This window comes from Bremerella cremea (genome assembly GCF_003335505.1).
In the GTDB taxonomy this organism is placed as follows: Bacteria; Planctomycetota; Planctomycetia; order Pirellulales; family Pirellulaceae; genus Bremerella; species Bremerella cremea_A.
Genome location: NZ_QPEX01000006.1, coordinates 113,665 through 129,830, shown reverse-complemented (window position 1 = coordinate 129,830; position 16,166 = coordinate 113,665). Strand labels below are relative to the sequence as shown.

Below are 16,166 nucleotides of genomic sequence, written 5' to 3'. Positions count from 1 at the left end.
AATAATTTCCCCTAAGAGCGGGCAGAGCAAGAAAAACGACCAATTTCTTGACACAAGTACACTTTGGAAAGTGCATTGCAAAGGCTCGTTAAGCAGTAAAGGTGAGCCTTAGTGAGAGAAAAAAGAAGAGGCGCCGGCCGGATTCGAACCGGCGATGGCGGATTTGCAATCCGCTGCCTTAGCCACTTGGCCACGGCGCCTTAAAAGAGGCAAACCTCAGTGATTGGTTTGATTATTCCAGATTCGCTGGGTTTGACAATGGTATCGACCATTCCTGGCCGCCCTCTTTATTCATTTTCTTAACATCTGACAAGCTTTCGCTAGTTGGCAGGATAGGTATCCTTCGCGGGAAGCTGCTGCCAAGTGCTGCGAACGTTCGATTCTTTCAGTAGACGCGTTCTGTCGAAACTCGACAATGCTGGACCGAAAGGATTAATTCGATGCGTTGGTTATTAGCTTGGGTCACCAGTTTCTCTAGGAAGGAGCGAATCGTCAACCGAGCGGTTCGCGAACTGGCCGAAATCGTACAACAAAGAGCCAATTTGTCTGCCAGCATTTCCTCTTCCGAGCAATCGCTAGGCTATCAGCAAGCACGTTTGCGCCGCTATGTACGCGAATATCTTGCCACGATCGAGCGTGGACAGCCCGTTTGGTCGGCATCGGCACGCGAACGGCTGACCCGATCGATCTTAGAGCAACTAGCCCAGCAGAACGTGGCCTTGGTCACGGTGACGGCCTCGAGCGAAGCTTTGCCCCGACAAGTGGCATAATCGTTAACCTCGCCTCCAATTGCTAGCTTTTTGGCTGCTGCATGCAGAGCTTGCAATCGAGCGTGTCGCTTTCTGCCGATCATGCCTACAGAAGTCTTACGCAGGCGATTATTCTGCGACATGCTCTCATGCCAACGCGAGGTCCTTCCAATGAATGCCACCGAAAACAAACTTCCCGATTTGCGGAAACTGAATCAACGGCTTGCCTTCAACAGCGTTCGTGTCCAGGCTTTTTTAGAGGGGCTTTCCCCCCGAATCGATAGTTTGGTAGAAGCGGTCAGTGCGGGGAACATGTCCGAAGTGGGCCGTTTGAGCCACTTTATCTATCGCTGCTGCGATGTATACGGATACGAAGATCTAGCTGCCATTGCGGCCGATGTTTGCGAGGCGGCGGCTGGTTGCGAATCGCACGGTGTCGTCGGAAGTAAGGTGATTCGCTTGGTAGGGGCGTTCGCACGCACATCCAACCAAGCGACCATGGCGGCTAACTAATCGCAGATTTAGCCACCGAGCGATCCCCAGACCCAAATAGAGTTGGGACTAACCTTGTTCCAACTTCTTGAGCCGCTCTTCTTTCTCTTGGGCTTCCTTGCGTTCCTTCTTGCGCATTTCTTCGTTCTCGCGATTGGTTCCCATTCCCACGATGCCGACACCGGCACCTACCAGCAGAACAACCGTGATGTAATTCAGAACCCAGCTCTTTCCTTCTTCCTCTTCTTTGGTGTCGTCTTGGGCAAACGCGGCAGAAGTCAGCAGGGGGAAGACGAGCAAGGACAAAACAATCCAGAATCGTCGTAGCTTGTTCGACATAGAAAAAACCTGAGAAGGAAATCGGCGTGAAATGAGAGTTCTAGTTTAACCTCAATATCTCACGTCGCAAAACCAGGGGAAACGATTGCTGGCGGGCCAAGTCGTGTTGACCCTAACCAAGCGTAGTATCGTGAAGCCCGAGGAAAACCAAAGACGTCTCGGGACGATGGACGTCGTTTCGCTTGCTGCCAAAGAGAAGCCCTTTGAACATTAAGCGTGATAGCTGCCCATTTGGGTGGTTAGTTGCTAGGAACCTGGGCATACTCTGGCCGAGCAGCCGGAACTTCTTCACGTGGTTTTGTCGGTGCTTGCGGCTCTTCTTCGTCATCTTCATGGAAACGTCCAAACAGCCAGTCGTATGTTTCGACGGTCAAGCTGAACAAACTAGGAACCAAAACCAGCGTTAGGAAGGTGGAAACCAACAAGCCTCCTAGCACCACACTTCCTAAGCCGCGATACAGTTCGCTCCCTGAGCCTGGGAACAGCACCAGCGGCATCAGCCCGAGTACCGTGGTCATCGTCGTCATAAAGATTGGGCGGATACGGGAACGCACGCTTTCCAGCACCGCCTCTTGCAGCGACATGCCATCTTCCCGCATGTAATTCAAGGCCTGGTGTACGATCAGAATCGGGTTGTTCACCACGGTACCAATCAAGATCACAAAGCCCAGCATCGTTAGCACATCGAGAGGTTGCAGTACGAACAAGTTCAGCAGCCACAGTGCCAAAACTCCGCCCACTGCCCCGAGTGGAACGCTCAAGATGATCACAAAGGGGTAGATCCACGATTCAAATAACGCTGCCATCAGCAAATAGGTGATCAACAAGGCCAGCAAAACGTTCAAACGTAGCGATTTCCAGGTGTCTTGCAGTTTGTCAGCCGTACCAGAAAGGGCCACGCGATACCCTTCCGGGATTACGCCGTCCTCTTTGAGCGGGATGAGAACCTGTTGCTGGACCTTGTTCATCGCGTCTTCGAGGGCCATTTCGCGGGGGGGCGAAATTTCGATCGTAATCGAACGGACTCGTTCGCGGTGATTGACTTGTTCCGGGCCGCTGGTTAGCGTGACATCGGCCACCGCATCCAAGGGAACCAATTCGCCGCCGGGGGTGGCAATGGGCAACGTGCCGATCTTCTGAGTCGAGTCGGCGAAGGAAGTTTCGCCGATGATGGTTAGATCGATCTTCTTGCCGTTAAGGAAGTAGTCGCCAGCATAGGCACCGTCGATCAGCGCGTTGGCCGTGTAGCCGAGCTCTTGGCTACTGACACCCATTTCAGCCGCTTGCACCAGTTTCGGTTCGATGTGAACTTCTGGGCTGGAAAGGTCCAAGCTGGGGACGGGACGGGCTTGGGTGTTTTCCGGCAAGATGGCTTTGGTTTTGCCGAACACCGATCGGCCAATTTCGACCAGCTTTTCAAGGTCTGCACCGGTGATTTCGACATCGATCGTGCGGCCAGCGGTGAGCCCTTGTTCAAACAAGCTCGACTGTTTAGCAACCGCGAACGTGCCCGGCAGCTTCGAGCCAACACGTTGAACTAAGTTAACTAGTTCGCCAGCACGCTGGTCGTCATACGTTCGAATACCCATGAAAACCTGGCGACCGCGAGCCACAAAGAAGAAGTCGCTGATCGGCGGGAAATCGGCATTCAGCACAGCGGGATCGGTTGGGTCGACGTCCCAGTAAGGGCGCAGATCCTCTTCCACTTGTTTCCCCATGGCCATCAATTGGTCGATGTTGTAACCGGGCGGGGGCAACAAAATACCAAACACCAAGTTGCGATTTCCGGTTGGAAGATATTCCACCTTGGGCCACAACGCCCAACTGGTAAGCCCGGTTGCGGCTAAGATGATCGCGATCACCCCGACACGTCGCAGGGTGGTTTGCATTAACCAGCGGTTAAGAGCAACAATCCAATTAACGGTCCGTTCGCCCATTTGGTTGATACTTGCTTCCACACCATTAACGGCGGAAGTCGAAGCAGGCGTTTTGACGTGAGTCGAGTTTCCGTTCTCACTTGCATCGGGAGACGTGATTTGCCCGTTGTTCGCCGATTTTCCTTTTCGATTGCGATGAAAAAGTCGCGAGGCAGCTGTCGGAATTACTGTCATCGATACGACCAACGAAAGCGCGACGGCCGCACTGATAGCCAAAGCAATGTCTCGGAACAACTGCCCCGCTTCTTCTTGAATAAACACAATCGGCAGGAAAACCGCGACGGTCGTCGCGGTTGAAGCAAACACTGCCCCCCAGACCTCGCTGGTCCCTTTCGAGGCTGCTTTCAAAGGAGAATCGCCCATCTGGTAATAACGGTAGATGTTCTCGAGAACGACCACCGCGTTGTCGACCAACATCCCCACGGCAAACGCCAAACCGGCCAGGCTGATCACGTTCAACGAACGCCCCAGAATCCCCAGCACCAGGAACGTCCCGACGATACTAGTGGGAATCGCCAGGGCAACCACCAAGGCCCCGCGAGCAAACCAGAAACCAGCCGTGATCAGCAAGATCAAGCAAGGTAAAAACAGCCAGCTGTTGATTGTGGCCGAGCCAATCGCCAAGGCCATGGCCGCCGGGATCAAAAACAGCGTGCGAGCACCTAGGTGCAAAAACAACATCAGCACACAAACGGTCAACGCACCCCCGATGAAGATGTTTTGTTTTACCAGGTCGACCGACGAGTAGATGTAATCGGTTTCGTCGTAAACTTGAACGAGTTGCAGCCCTTTCGACTTGAGTAACCCCGAGTCGAGTTCCTCGCGAACATCACGCAGGCCATCCATGACATCCAGCACGTTGGCGTTGGTTTCTCGCACGCAATTAATGCCGATGCTCGATTCGCCGAAGCGACGCATGATGCCGTTGGGCTTTTTGTAGCCGTGACGGACTTCGCCGATATCACGGACATAAACGGGCACACCATCTCGGACAGCGAGAAGTTGGTTTTCGACTTGATCCGTCGAGCGAAACTGGCCCAGGGTACGGACAACCCAGCGTCGTTTGCCTTCCCAGAAATCCCCCGCCGAAGTGTCTTCGTTTTGGCCGGAAAGAACACGACGGACGTCGCTGATGGTTAGCTGCCGGGCAGCCAGTCGTTCGGGATGAACGACCACCTGAATTTCATCTTCCAGACCACCGATCACGTTCGACTGCGAAACCCCTTTTACGCGTTCAAACCTCGCTTCGATCTCGTCCTCAGCGAAGCGTTTCATGGTCATGACATCGAGACTGGCCGGCGGGGCCAATTCGGCGAATTCGGGATGAGCTTTGGCTGCATTTCTCAGCCGCAGCATGAGCACGCCCACGTTGGGTGAAAACTCGATTTCATCCAGCTCGGCTTTCAAGTTCGGATACTTCTGGCGGAACGCGTCGAACTGGTCTTGGGATGGTTTCCGCGGGCCAAGCACGAACCAGGCGATGGGACGATCAGAGGAGTTGGCTGTGCTGATCACCGGTTGGTCGGCGTCTTCCGGGTAGTCGGGAACTTGGGCGAGACGGCTGTTGACCTTCAGCAAGGCCTCTTCCATGTTGGTACCGACCAGGAACTCAAGCGTGATGGTCGCTCTCGAGTCAGTACTTTCGGAAGTCATCTTCCGAATGCCTTCGACGCTTTTCAATTGCTCTTCCTGCTCGACAACAATTTCCCGCTCGATTTCCTGCGGACTAGCCCCGGGCCAGGAGGTTTCGATGGTGATGGTCGGCGTTTGCACCTCCGGCGTGAGCTGCATCGGCATTTGGTACAGCGCGACCGTTCCGAACAACGCGACCAGTAACACGCCAACGGCTACTTTGACCGGATTGTTGAGGAAGAAATTGATCATGGAATAAGCTTGAGGCGGGAAGGTGAGAGATGGAAAAGATGCGTTTAGCTACCGACCGATTGGGATTCGGTGGGCGGAATGATCGTAATTGCCTGGCCGGGACGTAGTCGCTCGTTGCCCCGAGTAACAACTTGATCGCCCGGTTGAACTTCGCCGATCACTTCAATCAAGCTCTCGTCGGCTTCACCAACTTTTACGGCCACAGGCTTCACCGTCATGCCATCTGCCGATTTGACAACGACATAAAGCATGGGGGCAGCCCCACCTAAAACAATGGCATCTTTGGGGACAAGCGTGGCCGTCTTGCGCTCGCCAGCTTGCAGCAGCACATTGCCCATCATGCCTGATTTGAGCATTGGTTTGCCATCGACCATTTCATTCTTCACGCGAATCTTGACGGGAAAAGTCCTGGATCGTACATCGGCGGAAGGGTTGATCGAGAAAACGGTGCCCTTGAACGGCTTGTCTTTGTAAGCGAAGACCACGACGGTGACTTCTCGGCCAACCTGAACGTAAGGAATGTCTTGTTCCGGAACGTTCGCCACGAGATCCACGGAATCGAGATGAGCGACTTCCGCAATCGGTCCCCCGGCGCTCGCCCAGGCACCGACTTCGGTGGCCTTCTTCACGATGTAACCATCGAAACGGGTGCGAATGGTGTATTTTTTGATGCGATCTTCCAACTCGTTGGTCACGGCTTGTTGCATTGCCACGCGAGCTTTGGCCTGGGCGATCTGTTCGGCCCGAGGCCCAGCCACGCCCAGGTCGTAAGCGGCTTTGGCTTCCAGATAGGCTTGGATAGCAGCGTCGGCAGCCGAAACTGCTTCGTCACGCACTTCTGCCGAGGTGACCTTTTGATTGTTGTACAGGTCTTCGGCTCGTTTGCGACGCAATTCAAGGTACCGCTTCCTGGCTTCGGCAGCCAACATGCGGGCTTTCATCTGCTCGATTTCTTCCGGACGGGTGCCGTTTTCCAACTCTTCAAGTTCCGCCTTACGGACATTCAGTTCCGCTTTGGCGGCTTCCCATTGCAAATTGATTGTTTGGGTGAGAAGTTGGGCGATCGCGGCTCCATTTTCCACCCTATCTCCTTCTTCGTAGTTGAATTCGATCACGCGACCATCGACCGCACTTCCTAAAATGGCCTGTTGGGTGGGCCGTACTGTGCCAACAAACGGTTTTTGCGTGGCGATTTCTTTTTGCTGGACCACGGCGGTACGAACCGGTGCTGGCGGCGCGGCTTTGCCCTGGGCTTGCAGTGGCAAGACAATCGCCAGGGTTAGCACGATGGACGCTAGGCTGAAATAGGGATAAGTCGTATTCATGATGGGTGTGTGGCGACTTGTTGGGAGGTAGGAGACGACGTTCCGTCTAGGTTTTGCAGAACGCGACCAAGGAGTGAATTAAGTTGGTCGACTTCGTCCGAAGTAAGACCTTTGACCGCTTCTGCGCGAAGCTTGTTAAGTACTGCGACAATCTTTTCCCAAACAGGCTCGGCGGCGGGGCCAACCTCAAGGTACTTCTTGCGGCGATCCGAAGGGCACATCACCCGTTGAATCCAGTGAACCGATTCCATTCGCATCATCAAACCAGCCAGTGTTGGGGGTTCAATGAACATCCGACGAGCAAGCTCGCTTTGTGTTAACCGCCCGTCACACTTCAACCAAGCCAAGACTTGAAATTGACGAAACGTGATTCCGAACGGACGCAACTCCGCATCAACACGTTGCTGGTATTGATGGGAAGTAAAGGTGATCCAATAGCCAGGGCTAGATTGGAAGTCATATCGCATGGACTACTCACGGTGGGTGTTTAGTTAGCCTTCCTAAGGAATTATGGATAGAACGGGCATTTTTAGTCAAGGAAATTCTGCTATCACCGGTCGTGACCGCTACAATCGCTAAACTTTCTTGCGCGAAACTGACGATAAAAACGAAGACGCCACTTCATAGAGGCGTTTGTGGTGAGTTTTTCTCGATCTTTTTGCGTGGTAGGGATCATGACACAGTACAGCAGCAACAGCCGAAACCGGGCCACCGGGGTGTCGAAAATGTTTGCCGGTTTGGTCCTGGCGGCCACATCACTGGCCACGCTTTCCCCGGTTTGGGGGCAATATACCGGCGGATCACGCTGGTCGAGTGCGAACCCCCCTACCCCAGCGGCGGTCGACCAAGCCAATATCAAGGTAGACGACCAACTGCGCCGCTTGCCACCAATCGAGGAAGAAGTGACGCCGAGCTCCTTCTCTGCTCCGGTTGCCAACGATACAGCCCAACACCCGTCTGGCAGTACGAAACCAAGCGAAGAAGTTGCGGCCAACCCGCAAAAATCGTCGGTCGACCCATACACGGCAGCACCTGTCGATTGGGCGAATCCCAGTGTCGTGATTGGGCCTGAGGGGCGAATGGTTAGCCATGAAGAAGTTGTCGGGGCCCCACAAGGACACGCTTCGCGTTATTCAAAAGACCTGGCTGCCGAGCCTCAATTGCCTGCTTCGCACGCTGGCTCTCGGTTCACGGAGTCTGCTGGGATGGCTCCGGTTACGCCGCAAGTTGAGGCTGCCACCGCCTCGGGGAAATCGGTTTATGCTCGTGTTTTCGACGAAAATGACGACAACGTCGAGCAGCCGGCCTTGCCTGAATCGGTGGATCAAACACCTGCGGCCAACATGCCTGAAACGCAAGAGCCGGTTGACGAAACCCTAGAGGGTGATGAGCCAGCTACGAGCAAGGCTGACCTTTCGCCGATCTTTGCTTGCCGCTTACTTGGTCTGCCGGCAACCCAAGCAGAAGAGCCCACTCAGCGGTAGCCACCGGTTGAATCAAACGGCGATATCTCCAATCATGACACACATCGTTTGAGTCACTTGGGCTCAGTGTGGAATGATCTGCCTCAGGGAGATTCGCATGAATCGTGATTCACAAAGCTTAGCCCAACGCATCGACGCCATTTCTGACGATCTGCAAACGCCGGTGGGTCAACTGCGTGAGATGGTCGCGCACTTTGTTGCTGAGCGTGATTGGCATCAGTTCCACGCACCAAAAAACATCAGCATGGCCCTCGCCATTGAAGCGGCCGAACTGATGGAGCACTTCCAGTGGATCACCGTCGAAGCCTCGCGAGCCGAACTGGAACCTGAAAAGCGGGCAGCTATCGGCGAAGAAATTGCCGACGTCATGTGCTACGCCCTGGCCCTCTGCAACGAAATGGGCTTTGATGTGGCGACGCTTATGCGCGAGAAAATGAAGAAAAACGTCGCCAAATACCCTGCCGACGAGTTCCGCGGACGGTACGGGAAAGAAGACCCGCCGAAGACTTCGTAACGCTTGGTTTTCGTCAGTTTTGAAGCGTCCGTGTCATGCGCTCGTCTTCGTGAGCATGCCGACGAAGACGACGGCATGGCAACCAATCGGAACCAAACGATTGGAACAGATTCTACGAGAAGCTGCTTAAAAACATCATGACCGCAATCAACGCATAAACGAAGAATCCCAGCGGGAAAAGCATTACCCCGCTCAGTAGGATGCCGGCCAACAGATGGGGCCATGCTGGTGCCCACTGTTTTCCCACAAACAACGCGTAAATCGTGACCCCGATCCCACCAATCAGCGACAAAAGGGACGCTGCAAAAAACCAAATTGCGATCGGTGTATCGCCGATGTGCGCCGGAACGATAAACGCAGTCACGGACAAGAGCCCACTGAGAAGCGGCAGGATCCAGGTCAACGTGACGAAAGGAGAAAACGAAACCTCAATAATCGCACTTTCACTGGGCGTCGCTGGCGATTCAAACGGGTTGTCTTCCGATGTTTCGATTAGGGTATCCATTCTCGTGGCTAGTAGATTGCGTTTGAAAAATCTGACCAATCGACGTTGAACAGCCTGATTGTACAGGCAACAAATAGAACAGCCATCAGCAGGTTGCCTACAATTGCCCAGCCGATCTGCGGCCCGACGTGTGGATTGTACCTGCGTAAGGTGAATGCACGGAGGGTAAAACGAATACCCACTAGCAAGCTGAGGCCAGAGGTCAGCAGCACAACCACCAATACGGCGAGGCTGAACTCAAAGCCAGCGATCATGGCGTATTGGCCCACACCCAAGCCACTGACGATCGGCATGATCCAGCCGATGCGGACGGACCGCATTACCTCTTCCGGTGTGACCTTGCTCTCGCGGGGGTCGGTCGGAGAAGCGAACGGATTGTTGGATTCTGGGGGCGTCATTGGACGAGGGGCTTTCTCTTTACGGCTTCGCCGATGCTGGCGGGTTGGTGGTGGTTGGTCTGGTTTCAGCGACCAGGTAGGCGTAGCCAACAACGCCTAAAAGAATAACCCCGGTGAGCATCGCATTGCAAAGCATTCCTTGAACGCCGTGACGTAGCGCGCCTGAATGACGCTGCGCTGCGAGAACGGCATAAACGGTCATCAATAGCCCGCCGACCCAGAAACCTAGCATGGCCAGCACCAGCAAGAAGTAGAGCGAGGTCGCAAATGGAAGCCAGTTAACGAATATCGTGGCCACGAAAAGCAATGCTCCTACTAGCGGAAACTGCCACGCCAAGCTGGCCCGGCGTAGCACCGCCTCTCGCAAAACGACATGGTCAGCCGATTCAACGGGCGACTGGTACGGGTTTTCTTCTTTAAGGATTTCCATGGCCGCCTACTTACGAGGTGAATTCGATACCCTGCGTTCTAACAGATGCCGAGAGAACCTCCCAAGATCGGTTTGGCTGAGGGTGTCTAGTCGTCCATCTCAATTCGGGACAAAATAGAGTGACGAAAACCAACATCCTACGGATTGAAATTTAACGCGGATTTTACGTCATGGAAACCTTCGACGCTATTTACGGTCGCCGGTCGATCAAGCATTTTCACCCCGACCACGAACTGACCGACGAGGAAATCAACAAGTTGATGGAGGCGGCCATCCAGTCGCCCACCTCGTTCAACATTCAGCATTGGCGGTTTGTGCTGGTCCGCGATAAAGAAACCCGCCAACAGTTAAAAGCGGCTGCCTTCAACCAGGCCCAGGTCGCCGATGCCTCGCTGTTGATCGTGCTGACCGCCGATCTGGAAGCCCACGGCAAAGAGCCAGACCGTTACTGGCGCAATAGCCCGCCAGAGGTTGCCGAAAAGCTGGTGAAGATGCTGTTCGGCCTGTACGACAAAAAGCCGCAACTACAACGCGACGAAGCGATGCGCTCGATGGGCATCGCAGCTCAAACGATAATGATCGCCGCCAAAGATATGGGCTACGACACCGGTGCCCTGGTCGGCTACGATCCCGACAAAGTCGCGGAAGTCATCAACCTGCCAGACGATCATATCCTGGGCATGATGATCGTGGTCGGTAAAGCGAAACAAGGCGCCTGGGGTAAACCGGGCCAGTTATCGCTGGAAGACGTAATCGTCCACGATAAATTCCCGGGAAAACCGTAGCCGCATAAGACGTGCCTCGAAACTCTTAGGTCAGGCCGTGTCAAACAGCATTGAAGACCGCCTGACCTACTCAATCCACCCGCCACCCAAGACGGTGCCGCCGTCGTAGCAAACGACCGCTTGGCCAGGGGCCACCCCGTTGCGAGGTTGATCGAAGGTAACGGCAATGCGATTATCCGGCAGCATGGTGACTGTGGCCGGCAAGGCGGGGCTGTTGTAGCGAATCATCGCGTCGCAGCGGAACGTTTCGCCAGGCGGTTCCGCCAGCCAGTTGCAGCGGTTAGCGGTGAGCTCGGCGCGGCCGAGTTCTTCGATCTTGCCCAGTACCACACAGTTGCTTGCCGGGTCGATCTTGGTGACGTAGTGGGGTTCCCCTAACGCGATACCTAGCCCCTTCCGCTGGCCGATCGTGAACCGCTCGATGCCGTCGTGCTGGCCGACGACGGTGCCATCGGTCAGCACGAAGTTGCCGGCCGTCTGAGCGTCTGGGCGACGCTGCTTGACGAACTGATCGTGCTTGCCCGAAGTGACGAAGCAAATCTCTTGGCTGTCCTTCTTATCGGCGACGCGAAGACCTGTTTCGCCCGCCATCGCACGGATTTCATCCTTGTGGAAATCACCGACCGGCAACAGCATGCGTTTGAGATATTCGCGCTGGATACCGAACAACACGTACGTTTGGTCTTTGCCAGGATCAACACCACGGACCAGCTTCGGCACGCCGCTTTCGTCGTCGCTTGGTACCAGCTTGGCGTAGTGCCCTGTCGCCACGAATTCGGCCCCCACGCTATCGGCGTAATCGAACAGCTTGCCGAACTTGATCCAGTTGTTGCACATCACGCACGGGTTCGGCGTGCGGCCACGGATATACTCGTCGGCGAAGTATTCCATGATCTGGCCAAACTCTTGCTGCAAGTTCAGCGCGTAGAACGGAATCTCCATCCGATCGGCTACCCGCCGGGCATCGGCGGCGTCGGACGCGCTGCAGCAGCCTTGCTTGTGGTCGGCCCGCTCGTTGAGAATCTGCAGGGCGTTGCCCCCGCCAGGGGCATCGATGGCGCAGTGAGCAACCGGCGACTCCTCGCCGTGGCGCATAAACACCCCGATGACGTCGTGTCCATCACGCTTCAATAATTGGGCGGCGACACTGCTGTCGACACCGCCAGACATCGCTAGTACTACTCGGGCCACAAGTCTCTCAATGGTTTACGACAAAGTTATCGACAATTGGGTATTTTAGAAAACGTTCCCCACCTTCAGACACCCCCAGCGTCGGCGGGGAACCGCGAAATGGATAAAATTGAGCCAATTCCCCCAGGTTGTCACAGCCCTGGCGCGCGGCGTACGATAGAACGCAACACGAACGGGCTCCCCACGCAGCCGTTTGTGGAATGGAGCGAAACTCGCATCACGGAGCAAACTATGCAAAAGACCACCTTGCTATTTGTCGGTTTGATCTCGATTCTCTTGTCTCAAGGAGGAAGCCTGGTCATGGCTCAATCAGCCGCCGAAACGTCGTCCGAAGATCCCAACATTTGGTTGGAAGAAGTCACCGGAGAGAAAGCCCTCGACTGGGTGAAAGCACAAAACGCGGAAAGCATCGCCGCGCTGACCAATTCAGAAGGCTTTCAGCAGCTCAACGATCAAATCTTGAAAATCCTCGACTCGAACGAACGCATCCCATTCGTCGTCAAACGAGGCCCTTACTACTACAACTTCTGGCAAGACGGTGAGCATCCGCGCGGCTTGTGGCGGCGAACGACTCCGGAAGAGTACAAGAAAGAGAAGCCTGAGTGGGATGTCATTATCGATGTCGATGCTTTGGCGAAAGAAGAAGGGGAAAACTGGGTCTGGCACGGCGTTTCGATGCTGCAGCCTGAGTACAAACACGCAATGGTCAGTCTCTCGCGCGGCGGTGCCGATGCCGATGTCAAGCGTGAGTTCAACGTGGAAACCCGCTCGTTCGTGAAAGATGGTTTCGAACTGCCCGAAGCAAAAAGCCGTATCTCGTGGAAAGATAAAGACACGCTGATTGTCGGCACCAACTTCGGCGAAGGCTCGCTGACCGATTCCGGCTATCCGCGGATCGTCAAAGAGTGGAAGCGAGGCACCCCGCTATCGGCAGCCAAAACGATTTTTGAAGGAGAAAAAACGGACGTCAGCGTCGGTGGGGTCTACGATCACACCCCTGGCTTCGAGCGAGAATTCGTCAGCCGCAATATGACCTTTTGGACTAGCAAGCTGTACCTGGTTGAAGATGGTAAGCTGGTCGAGATCGATAAGCCCGACGATGCCGAAGCGAACGTCCATCGCGAGTGGATCTTCATTCAGCCCCGCACCACTTGGGAAGTTGGTGGTAAGACTTACGAGCCAGGCGCCTTGTTAGTCGGAAATTTCGATGCGTTCATGAAAGGGGAACGTAAGTTCTCGGTGCTGTTCGAGCCGACCGACCGTAAATCGCTCGATGGCTATAGTTCGACCAAGAACTTTATGCTGGTCAATGAACTGGACAATGTCCGCAACAAGATTTATCTGTGGACCCCTGGCAAAGACGGCACTTGGAAACAGGAACTACTGCCCGGCGTGCCGGAATTCGGTAAGGTCTCGGTGGGTGCGGTCGACGAAGAGGAGTCGGACGAATTCTTCTTGACGGTAACCGACTACATCACCCCCACTACCCTTTACCTGGGTACGGCAGGCAATCCCGAGATCGAAAAGCTGAAGGCCTTGCCTGCGTTCTTCGACGCTTCCAACTTGCAAGTGGAACAGTTCGAGGCAACCTCGAAGGATGGAACGAAGATTCCTTACTTCCAGGTTTCACACAAAGACTTGAAGCTCGACGGATCGAACGCCACCCTGCTTTACGGTTACGGCGGCTTTGAAATCGCATTAACGCCGAATTACTCCGCCACGACTGGTACGGCCTGGCTGAGCAAGGGAGGCGTCTTCGTGGTGGCCAATATCCGTGGCGGTGGCGAGTTCGGTCCGAAGTGGCATCAAGCTGCCCTGAAAGAAAACCGTCACAAGGCGTACGAAGACTTCATCGCGGTTGGCGAAGACCTGATCAAGCGCAAGGTCACCAGTACCGAGCATCTGGGCGTCATGGGAGGCAGCAACGGCGGCCTGCTAACCGGCAATATGCTGGTCTTGCGGCCTGATTTGTTCGGCGCCGTGGTTAGCCAGGTTCCTCTGTTGGACATGAAGCGCTTCCACACACTTTTGGCCGGGGCTAGTTGGATGGGCGAATACGGCAACCCAGCCGACCCCGAACAGTGGAAGTTCATCAAAACGTTCTCGCCGTATCACTTGGTAAAGAAGGACGTGAAGTACCCACCAACCCTCTTCACCACCAGCACCCGCGACGACCGCGTCCACCCAGGCCACGCACGGAAGATGGTCGCCCGGATGAAAAACATGGGACACGGCGTGCTGTACTACGAAAACATCGAAGGAGGCCACGCCGGCGCCGCCGACAACAAACAACGTGCCTTCATGACCGCCCTGGTCTACGAATTCCTGCAGCAGGAATTGATGGACTAGAGTTTGAAGTTTTCAGTGTTCAGTTTTCAGTAAGAGAAGCAGCCCAGGTCAAACACAACCTGGGCTGCTTTCATTTTGCAACCACTGTCTTTCATGTTGGCAACCACCGTAGGGTACGCTGGGCGTACCGAAATTTGCTTGGAAGGTATCCACCCACCTTAGAGATTCGTAGGCTAGGGTTAGCGAAAGCGTAACCCAGCAGAGCGATGCCGAGCCTGTTTTAGTGCAACTCGACCGCTTGCCCAGGCACAGGGAACTGTTCGCAGAGCGAAGCGACTTCGCCTCAGATGCGACCGTCGAGGCCCCAGTCATATACACGCCGTAGGTCCCATTGCCGGAAATCGTGTTCCCTTCCAGGGCATCCCCCAGGTCGTCGCTAACACCATCGGCATTGGTACCAATTAGGGCGTTTGCCACCCCATCAGTAAGATGCACGCCGGTCTCGTTGCCGATTGCCGCAGTCCCTGCTTGGTTGGTGCCAATATAGTTACCGGCGATCGTTAGCTGCAGGGCACCTGAGGAGAAGAGGAAAAGAGTCCTGACACCTTTTTCTTATCCTCATTTCTTGCCCTCCACATTCTCGAAGACCCAGGCAAGTATGAACCGTCAGCATGTCGATATCGCTCACTTCACAGGCAAGGCCAATTCTTCGATTCGCTTTCTTTCGTCCTCAGGGGCTGTGTCCGCACCTGAGAACGTGACTGTAAGTTGGCGAGGAGCGTGAATAAACTGCTCAATGCCTTTGAACTCACAGTTGTACAACCCAATCGTCTCTAATTCAGGGGTCTGTACAATTGCTTGCCACACTTGCGGTGAAATCACCTGATCATCAAGGTTAAGTCGACGCAGTCCATTTACTTTTGTCGCTGTAGTCAATATTTCTGGTGAAAGCTTAGGTACCACCAGATACACCTCCTCGGCTTGGACTGATTCGAGATTCTTAAGAGCGGTGGAATCGAAGGGACTGCCCTCTTCTGAGGCTTGGATGTAAACGTCTTTAATTCTTTTGATCTTCGGAAGTAATGGCATGTAGCGATGCCCTTCGAGCGTCAGGGAAAGATCTCCTGCAGTAGCTAGGATATTGATTGGCTTCTCGATCTTAGTCGCAGGCAATTTGGTCTGGGGCGTTAAGCGGACTCGATAAAGAATCGGATATTCATTTTCCTTTCTCGCGAACTCTGAAGTGCTACTCACATGAGCCCCGCCCTGGGCGAGTGCTGTCATCGAACGACTAACTTCTTTGGATTGAACTGTGGACCAAAGAATTGATTCAATTTGCGAGTCACTTTTGAGTCGCTCAATACCTTCTGTGGTGACAAACGTGTCAATCAAGACAACTACCTCTAGCTCATCAATGCTTTTGAGCGTCTCAACCCCTTTGTCTGAAACTTGACAGCCTCGCAGCCATAATCGATTAAGCCGGGGCAAATTATCAAGGGCTCCTAGCCCAACATCTGTTACATCTGTATGTCCGAGTTCGAGATTTTCAAGATTCACACAGCCCTCCAAATGGCGAAGAGCTTCATCATTTACATTGCTCCCATTAAGTTGCAGCCAGATCACCCCCTTAAGTGGCAGAATTTTGTCCCAGTCGGCTGACGAGAGGTTACAACCTTCCAAAGAAATACTTTGAATATGACCATTGTACACTTCAACTGTCCCACCTAACCGGGCGACTTCTTCTCGGGCTGTTTCTAATCGCTCAGATGCGTCATTCGCTTGACAACCGACAGGTAATAACAGGAAGGTAAATGCCGAAAGTAAAGCCCAGGTCTTAATCATAT

General features: G+C 54.2%; 16 protein-coding genes and 1 tRNA gene. 6 read left to right on the top strand and 11 right to left on the bottom strand.

Going from position 1 to position 16,166, the window contains the following annotated elements:
* Positions 1-128: 128 nt before the first annotated feature.
* Positions 129-200, bottom strand: a tRNA-Cys gene (locus tag DTL42_RS01085).
* Between the two features lie 240 nt (positions 201-440).
* On the opposite strand from DTL42_RS01085, the gene DTL42_RS01080 reads away from it, so the two are divergent.
* The gene (locus DTL42_RS01080; protein WP_114366841.1) at positions 441-770 is read left to right on the top strand and encodes a hypothetical protein; all 330 of its coding nucleotides are present in this window, start codon (positions 441-443) and stop codon (positions 768-770) included.
* Positions 771-920: 150 nt separating this feature from the next.
* Complete coding sequence (locus DTL42_RS01075) at positions 921-1,262, top strand: hypothetical protein (protein ID WP_114366839.1); 342 nt, start codon at positions 921-923, stop codon at positions 1,260-1,262.
* A 48-nt stretch (positions 1,263-1,310) separates the two neighbouring features.
* Here the strand turns inward: DTL42_RS01075 and DTL42_RS01070 are convergent, their stop codons facing one another.
* The 4 genes from DTL42_RS01070 to DTL42_RS01055 all read right to left on the bottom strand — a co-directional run bounded on the left by DTL42_RS01070 (position 1,311) and on the right by DTL42_RS01055 (position 7,193).
* Positions 1,311-1,580 (bottom strand): hypothetical protein, encoded by a 270-nt coding sequence (locus DTL42_RS01070; RefSeq protein ID WP_114366837.1) that lies wholly within the window; start codon positions 1,578-1,580, stop codon positions 1,311-1,313.
* 239 nt (positions 1,581-1,819) lie between these two features.
* Positions 1,820-5,401 carry an efflux RND transporter permease subunit gene (locus tag DTL42_RS01065; RefSeq protein ID WP_114366836.1) on the bottom strand — a complete coding sequence of 1,194 codons (3,582 nt, stop codon included), beginning with the start codon at positions 5,399-5,401 and terminating at the stop codon, positions 1,820-1,822.
* 44 nt (positions 5,402-5,445) lie between these two features.
* Positions 5,446-6,726: an efflux RND transporter periplasmic adaptor subunit gene (locus DTL42_RS01060; RefSeq protein WP_114366835.1), complete on the bottom strand. Its 1,281-nt coding sequence runs from the start codon at positions 6,724-6,726 to the stop codon at positions 5,446-5,448.
* Complete coding sequence (locus DTL42_RS01055) at positions 6,723-7,193, bottom strand: MarR family winged helix-turn-helix transcriptional regulator (RefSeq protein WP_114366833.1); 471 nt, start codon at positions 7,191-7,193, stop codon at positions 6,723-6,725. The genes DTL42_RS01060 and DTL42_RS01055 overlap by 4 nt, the downstream gene beginning before the upstream one ends.
* Positions 7,194-7,400: 207 nt before the next feature.
* Here DTL42_RS01055 and DTL42_RS01050 point away from each other — a divergent pair, with 207 nt between their 5' ends.
* The gene (locus DTL42_RS01050; RefSeq protein WP_114366832.1) at positions 7,401-8,210 is read left to right on the top strand and encodes a hypothetical protein; all 810 of its coding nucleotides are present in this window, start codon (positions 7,401-7,403) and stop codon (positions 8,208-8,210) included.
* A gap of 97 nt (positions 8,211-8,307) precedes the next feature.
* Positions 8,308-8,724 (top strand): nucleotide pyrophosphohydrolase, encoded by a 417-nt coding sequence (locus DTL42_RS01045; protein ID WP_114366830.1) that lies wholly within the window; start codon positions 8,308-8,310, stop codon positions 8,722-8,724.
* A 112-nt stretch (positions 8,725-8,836) separates the two neighbouring features.
* On the opposite strand, the gene DTL42_RS01040 is transcribed toward DTL42_RS01045, so the two are convergent.
* From DTL42_RS01040 to DTL42_RS01030, 3 genes are read right to left on the bottom strand one after another with little or no spacing between them, the layout of a single operon-like run.
* Positions 8,837-9,229: a hypothetical protein gene (locus DTL42_RS01040; protein ID WP_114366828.1), complete on the bottom strand. Its 393-nt coding sequence runs from the start codon at positions 9,227-9,229 to the stop codon at positions 8,837-8,839.
* A gap of 8 nt (positions 9,230-9,237) precedes the next feature.
* Positions 9,238-9,627 carry a hypothetical protein gene (locus tag DTL42_RS01035; RefSeq protein ID WP_114366827.1) on the bottom strand — a complete coding sequence of 130 codons (390 nt, stop codon included), beginning with the start codon at positions 9,625-9,627 and terminating at the stop codon, positions 9,238-9,240.
* Positions 9,628-9,646: 19 nt separating this feature from the next.
* Positions 9,647-10,057 carry a hypothetical protein gene (locus DTL42_RS01030; RefSeq protein ID WP_114366825.1) on the bottom strand — a complete coding sequence of 137 codons (411 nt, stop codon included), beginning with the start codon at positions 10,055-10,057 and terminating at the stop codon, positions 9,647-9,649.
* Positions 10,058-10,227: 170 nt separating this feature from the next.
* Between DTL42_RS01030 and DTL42_RS01025 the strand changes: the two genes are divergently transcribed.
* Positions 10,228-10,842: a nitroreductase family protein gene (locus tag DTL42_RS01025; RefSeq protein WP_114366823.1), complete on the top strand. Its 615-nt coding sequence runs from the start codon at positions 10,228-10,230 to the stop codon at positions 10,840-10,842.
* A 66-nt stretch (positions 10,843-10,908) separates the two neighbouring features.
* On the opposite strand, the gene mnmA is transcribed toward DTL42_RS01025, so the two are convergent.
* Positions 10,909-12,033, bottom strand: coding sequence for a tRNA 2-thiouridine(34) synthase MnmA (mnmA, locus tag DTL42_RS01020; RefSeq protein WP_114366822.1), 1,125 nt, complete (start codon positions 12,031-12,033; stop codon positions 10,909-10,911).
* A 99-nt stretch (positions 12,034-12,132) separates the two neighbouring features.
* Here mnmA and DTL42_RS01015 point away from each other — a divergent pair, with 99 nt between their 5' ends.
* Complete coding sequence (locus DTL42_RS01015; RefSeq protein ID WP_199590006.1) at positions 12,133-14,382, top strand: prolyl oligopeptidase family serine peptidase; 2,250 nt, start codon at positions 12,133-12,135, stop codon at positions 14,380-14,382.
* 48 nt (positions 14,383-14,430) lie between these two features.
* Here the strand turns inward: DTL42_RS01015 and DTL42_RS25925 are convergent, their stop codons facing one another.
* The gene (locus tag DTL42_RS25925; RefSeq protein ID WP_147274115.1) at positions 14,431-14,817 is read right to left on the bottom strand and encodes a hypothetical protein; all 387 of its coding nucleotides are present in this window, start codon (positions 14,815-14,817) and stop codon (positions 14,431-14,433) included.
* Between the two features lie 189 nt (positions 14,818-15,006).
* Positions 15,007-16,164, bottom strand: coding sequence for a hypothetical protein (locus DTL42_RS01010; RefSeq protein WP_114366820.1), 1,158 nt, complete (start codon positions 16,162-16,164; stop codon positions 15,007-15,009).
* Between the last annotated feature and the right edge of the window lie 2 nt (positions 16,165-16,166).

Excerpts from the sequence above, each read along its gene's own strand:
- DTL42_RS01080 (WP_114366841.1), top strand. The coding sequence starts at position 441 with ATGCGTTGGTTATTAGCTTGGGTCACCAGTTTCTCTAGGAAGGAGCGA.
- DTL42_RS01075 (WP_114366839.1), top strand. The coding sequence starts at position 921 with ATGAATGCCACCGAAAACAAACTTCCCGATTTGCGGAAACTGAATCAA.
- DTL42_RS01070 (WP_114366837.1), bottom strand. The coding sequence starts at position 1,580 with ATGTCGAACAAGCTACGACGATTCTGGATTGTTTTGTCCTTGCTCGTC.
- DTL42_RS01065 (WP_114366836.1), bottom strand. The coding sequence starts at position 5,401 with ATGATCAATTTCTTCCTCAACAATCCGGTCAAAGTAGCCGTTGGCGTG.
- DTL42_RS01060 (WP_114366835.1), bottom strand. The coding sequence starts at position 6,726 with ATGAATACGACTTATCCCTATTTCAGCCTAGCGTCCATCGTGCTAACC.
- DTL42_RS01055 (WP_114366833.1), bottom strand. The coding sequence starts at position 7,193 with ATGCGATATGACTTCCAATCTAGCCCTGGCTATTGGATCACCTTTACT.
- DTL42_RS01050 (WP_114366832.1), top strand. The coding sequence starts at position 7,401 with ATGACACAGTACAGCAGCAACAGCCGAAACCGGGCCACCGGGGTGTCG.
- DTL42_RS01045 (WP_114366830.1), top strand. The coding sequence starts at position 8,308 with ATGAATCGTGATTCACAAAGCTTAGCCCAACGCATCGACGCCATTTCT.
- DTL42_RS01040 (WP_114366828.1), bottom strand. The coding sequence starts at position 9,229 with ATGGATACCCTAATCGAAACATCGGAAGACAACCCGTTTGAATCGCCA.
- DTL42_RS01035 (WP_114366827.1), bottom strand. The coding sequence starts at position 9,627 with ATGACGCCCCCAGAATCCAACAATCCGTTCGCTTCTCCGACCGACCCC.
- DTL42_RS01030 (WP_114366825.1), bottom strand. The coding sequence starts at position 10,057 with ATGGAAATCCTTAAAGAAGAAAACCCGTACCAGTCGCCCGTTGAATCG.
- DTL42_RS01025 (WP_114366823.1), top strand. The coding sequence starts at position 10,228 with ATGGAAACCTTCGACGCTATTTACGGTCGCCGGTCGATCAAGCATTTT.
- DTL42_RS01015 (WP_199590006.1), top strand. The coding sequence starts at position 12,133 with ATGGATAAAATTGAGCCAATTCCCCCAGGTTGTCACAGCCCTGGCGCG.
- DTL42_RS01010 (WP_114366820.1), bottom strand. The coding sequence starts at position 16,164 with ATGATTAAGACCTGGGCTTTACTTTCGGCATTTACCTTCCTGTTATTA.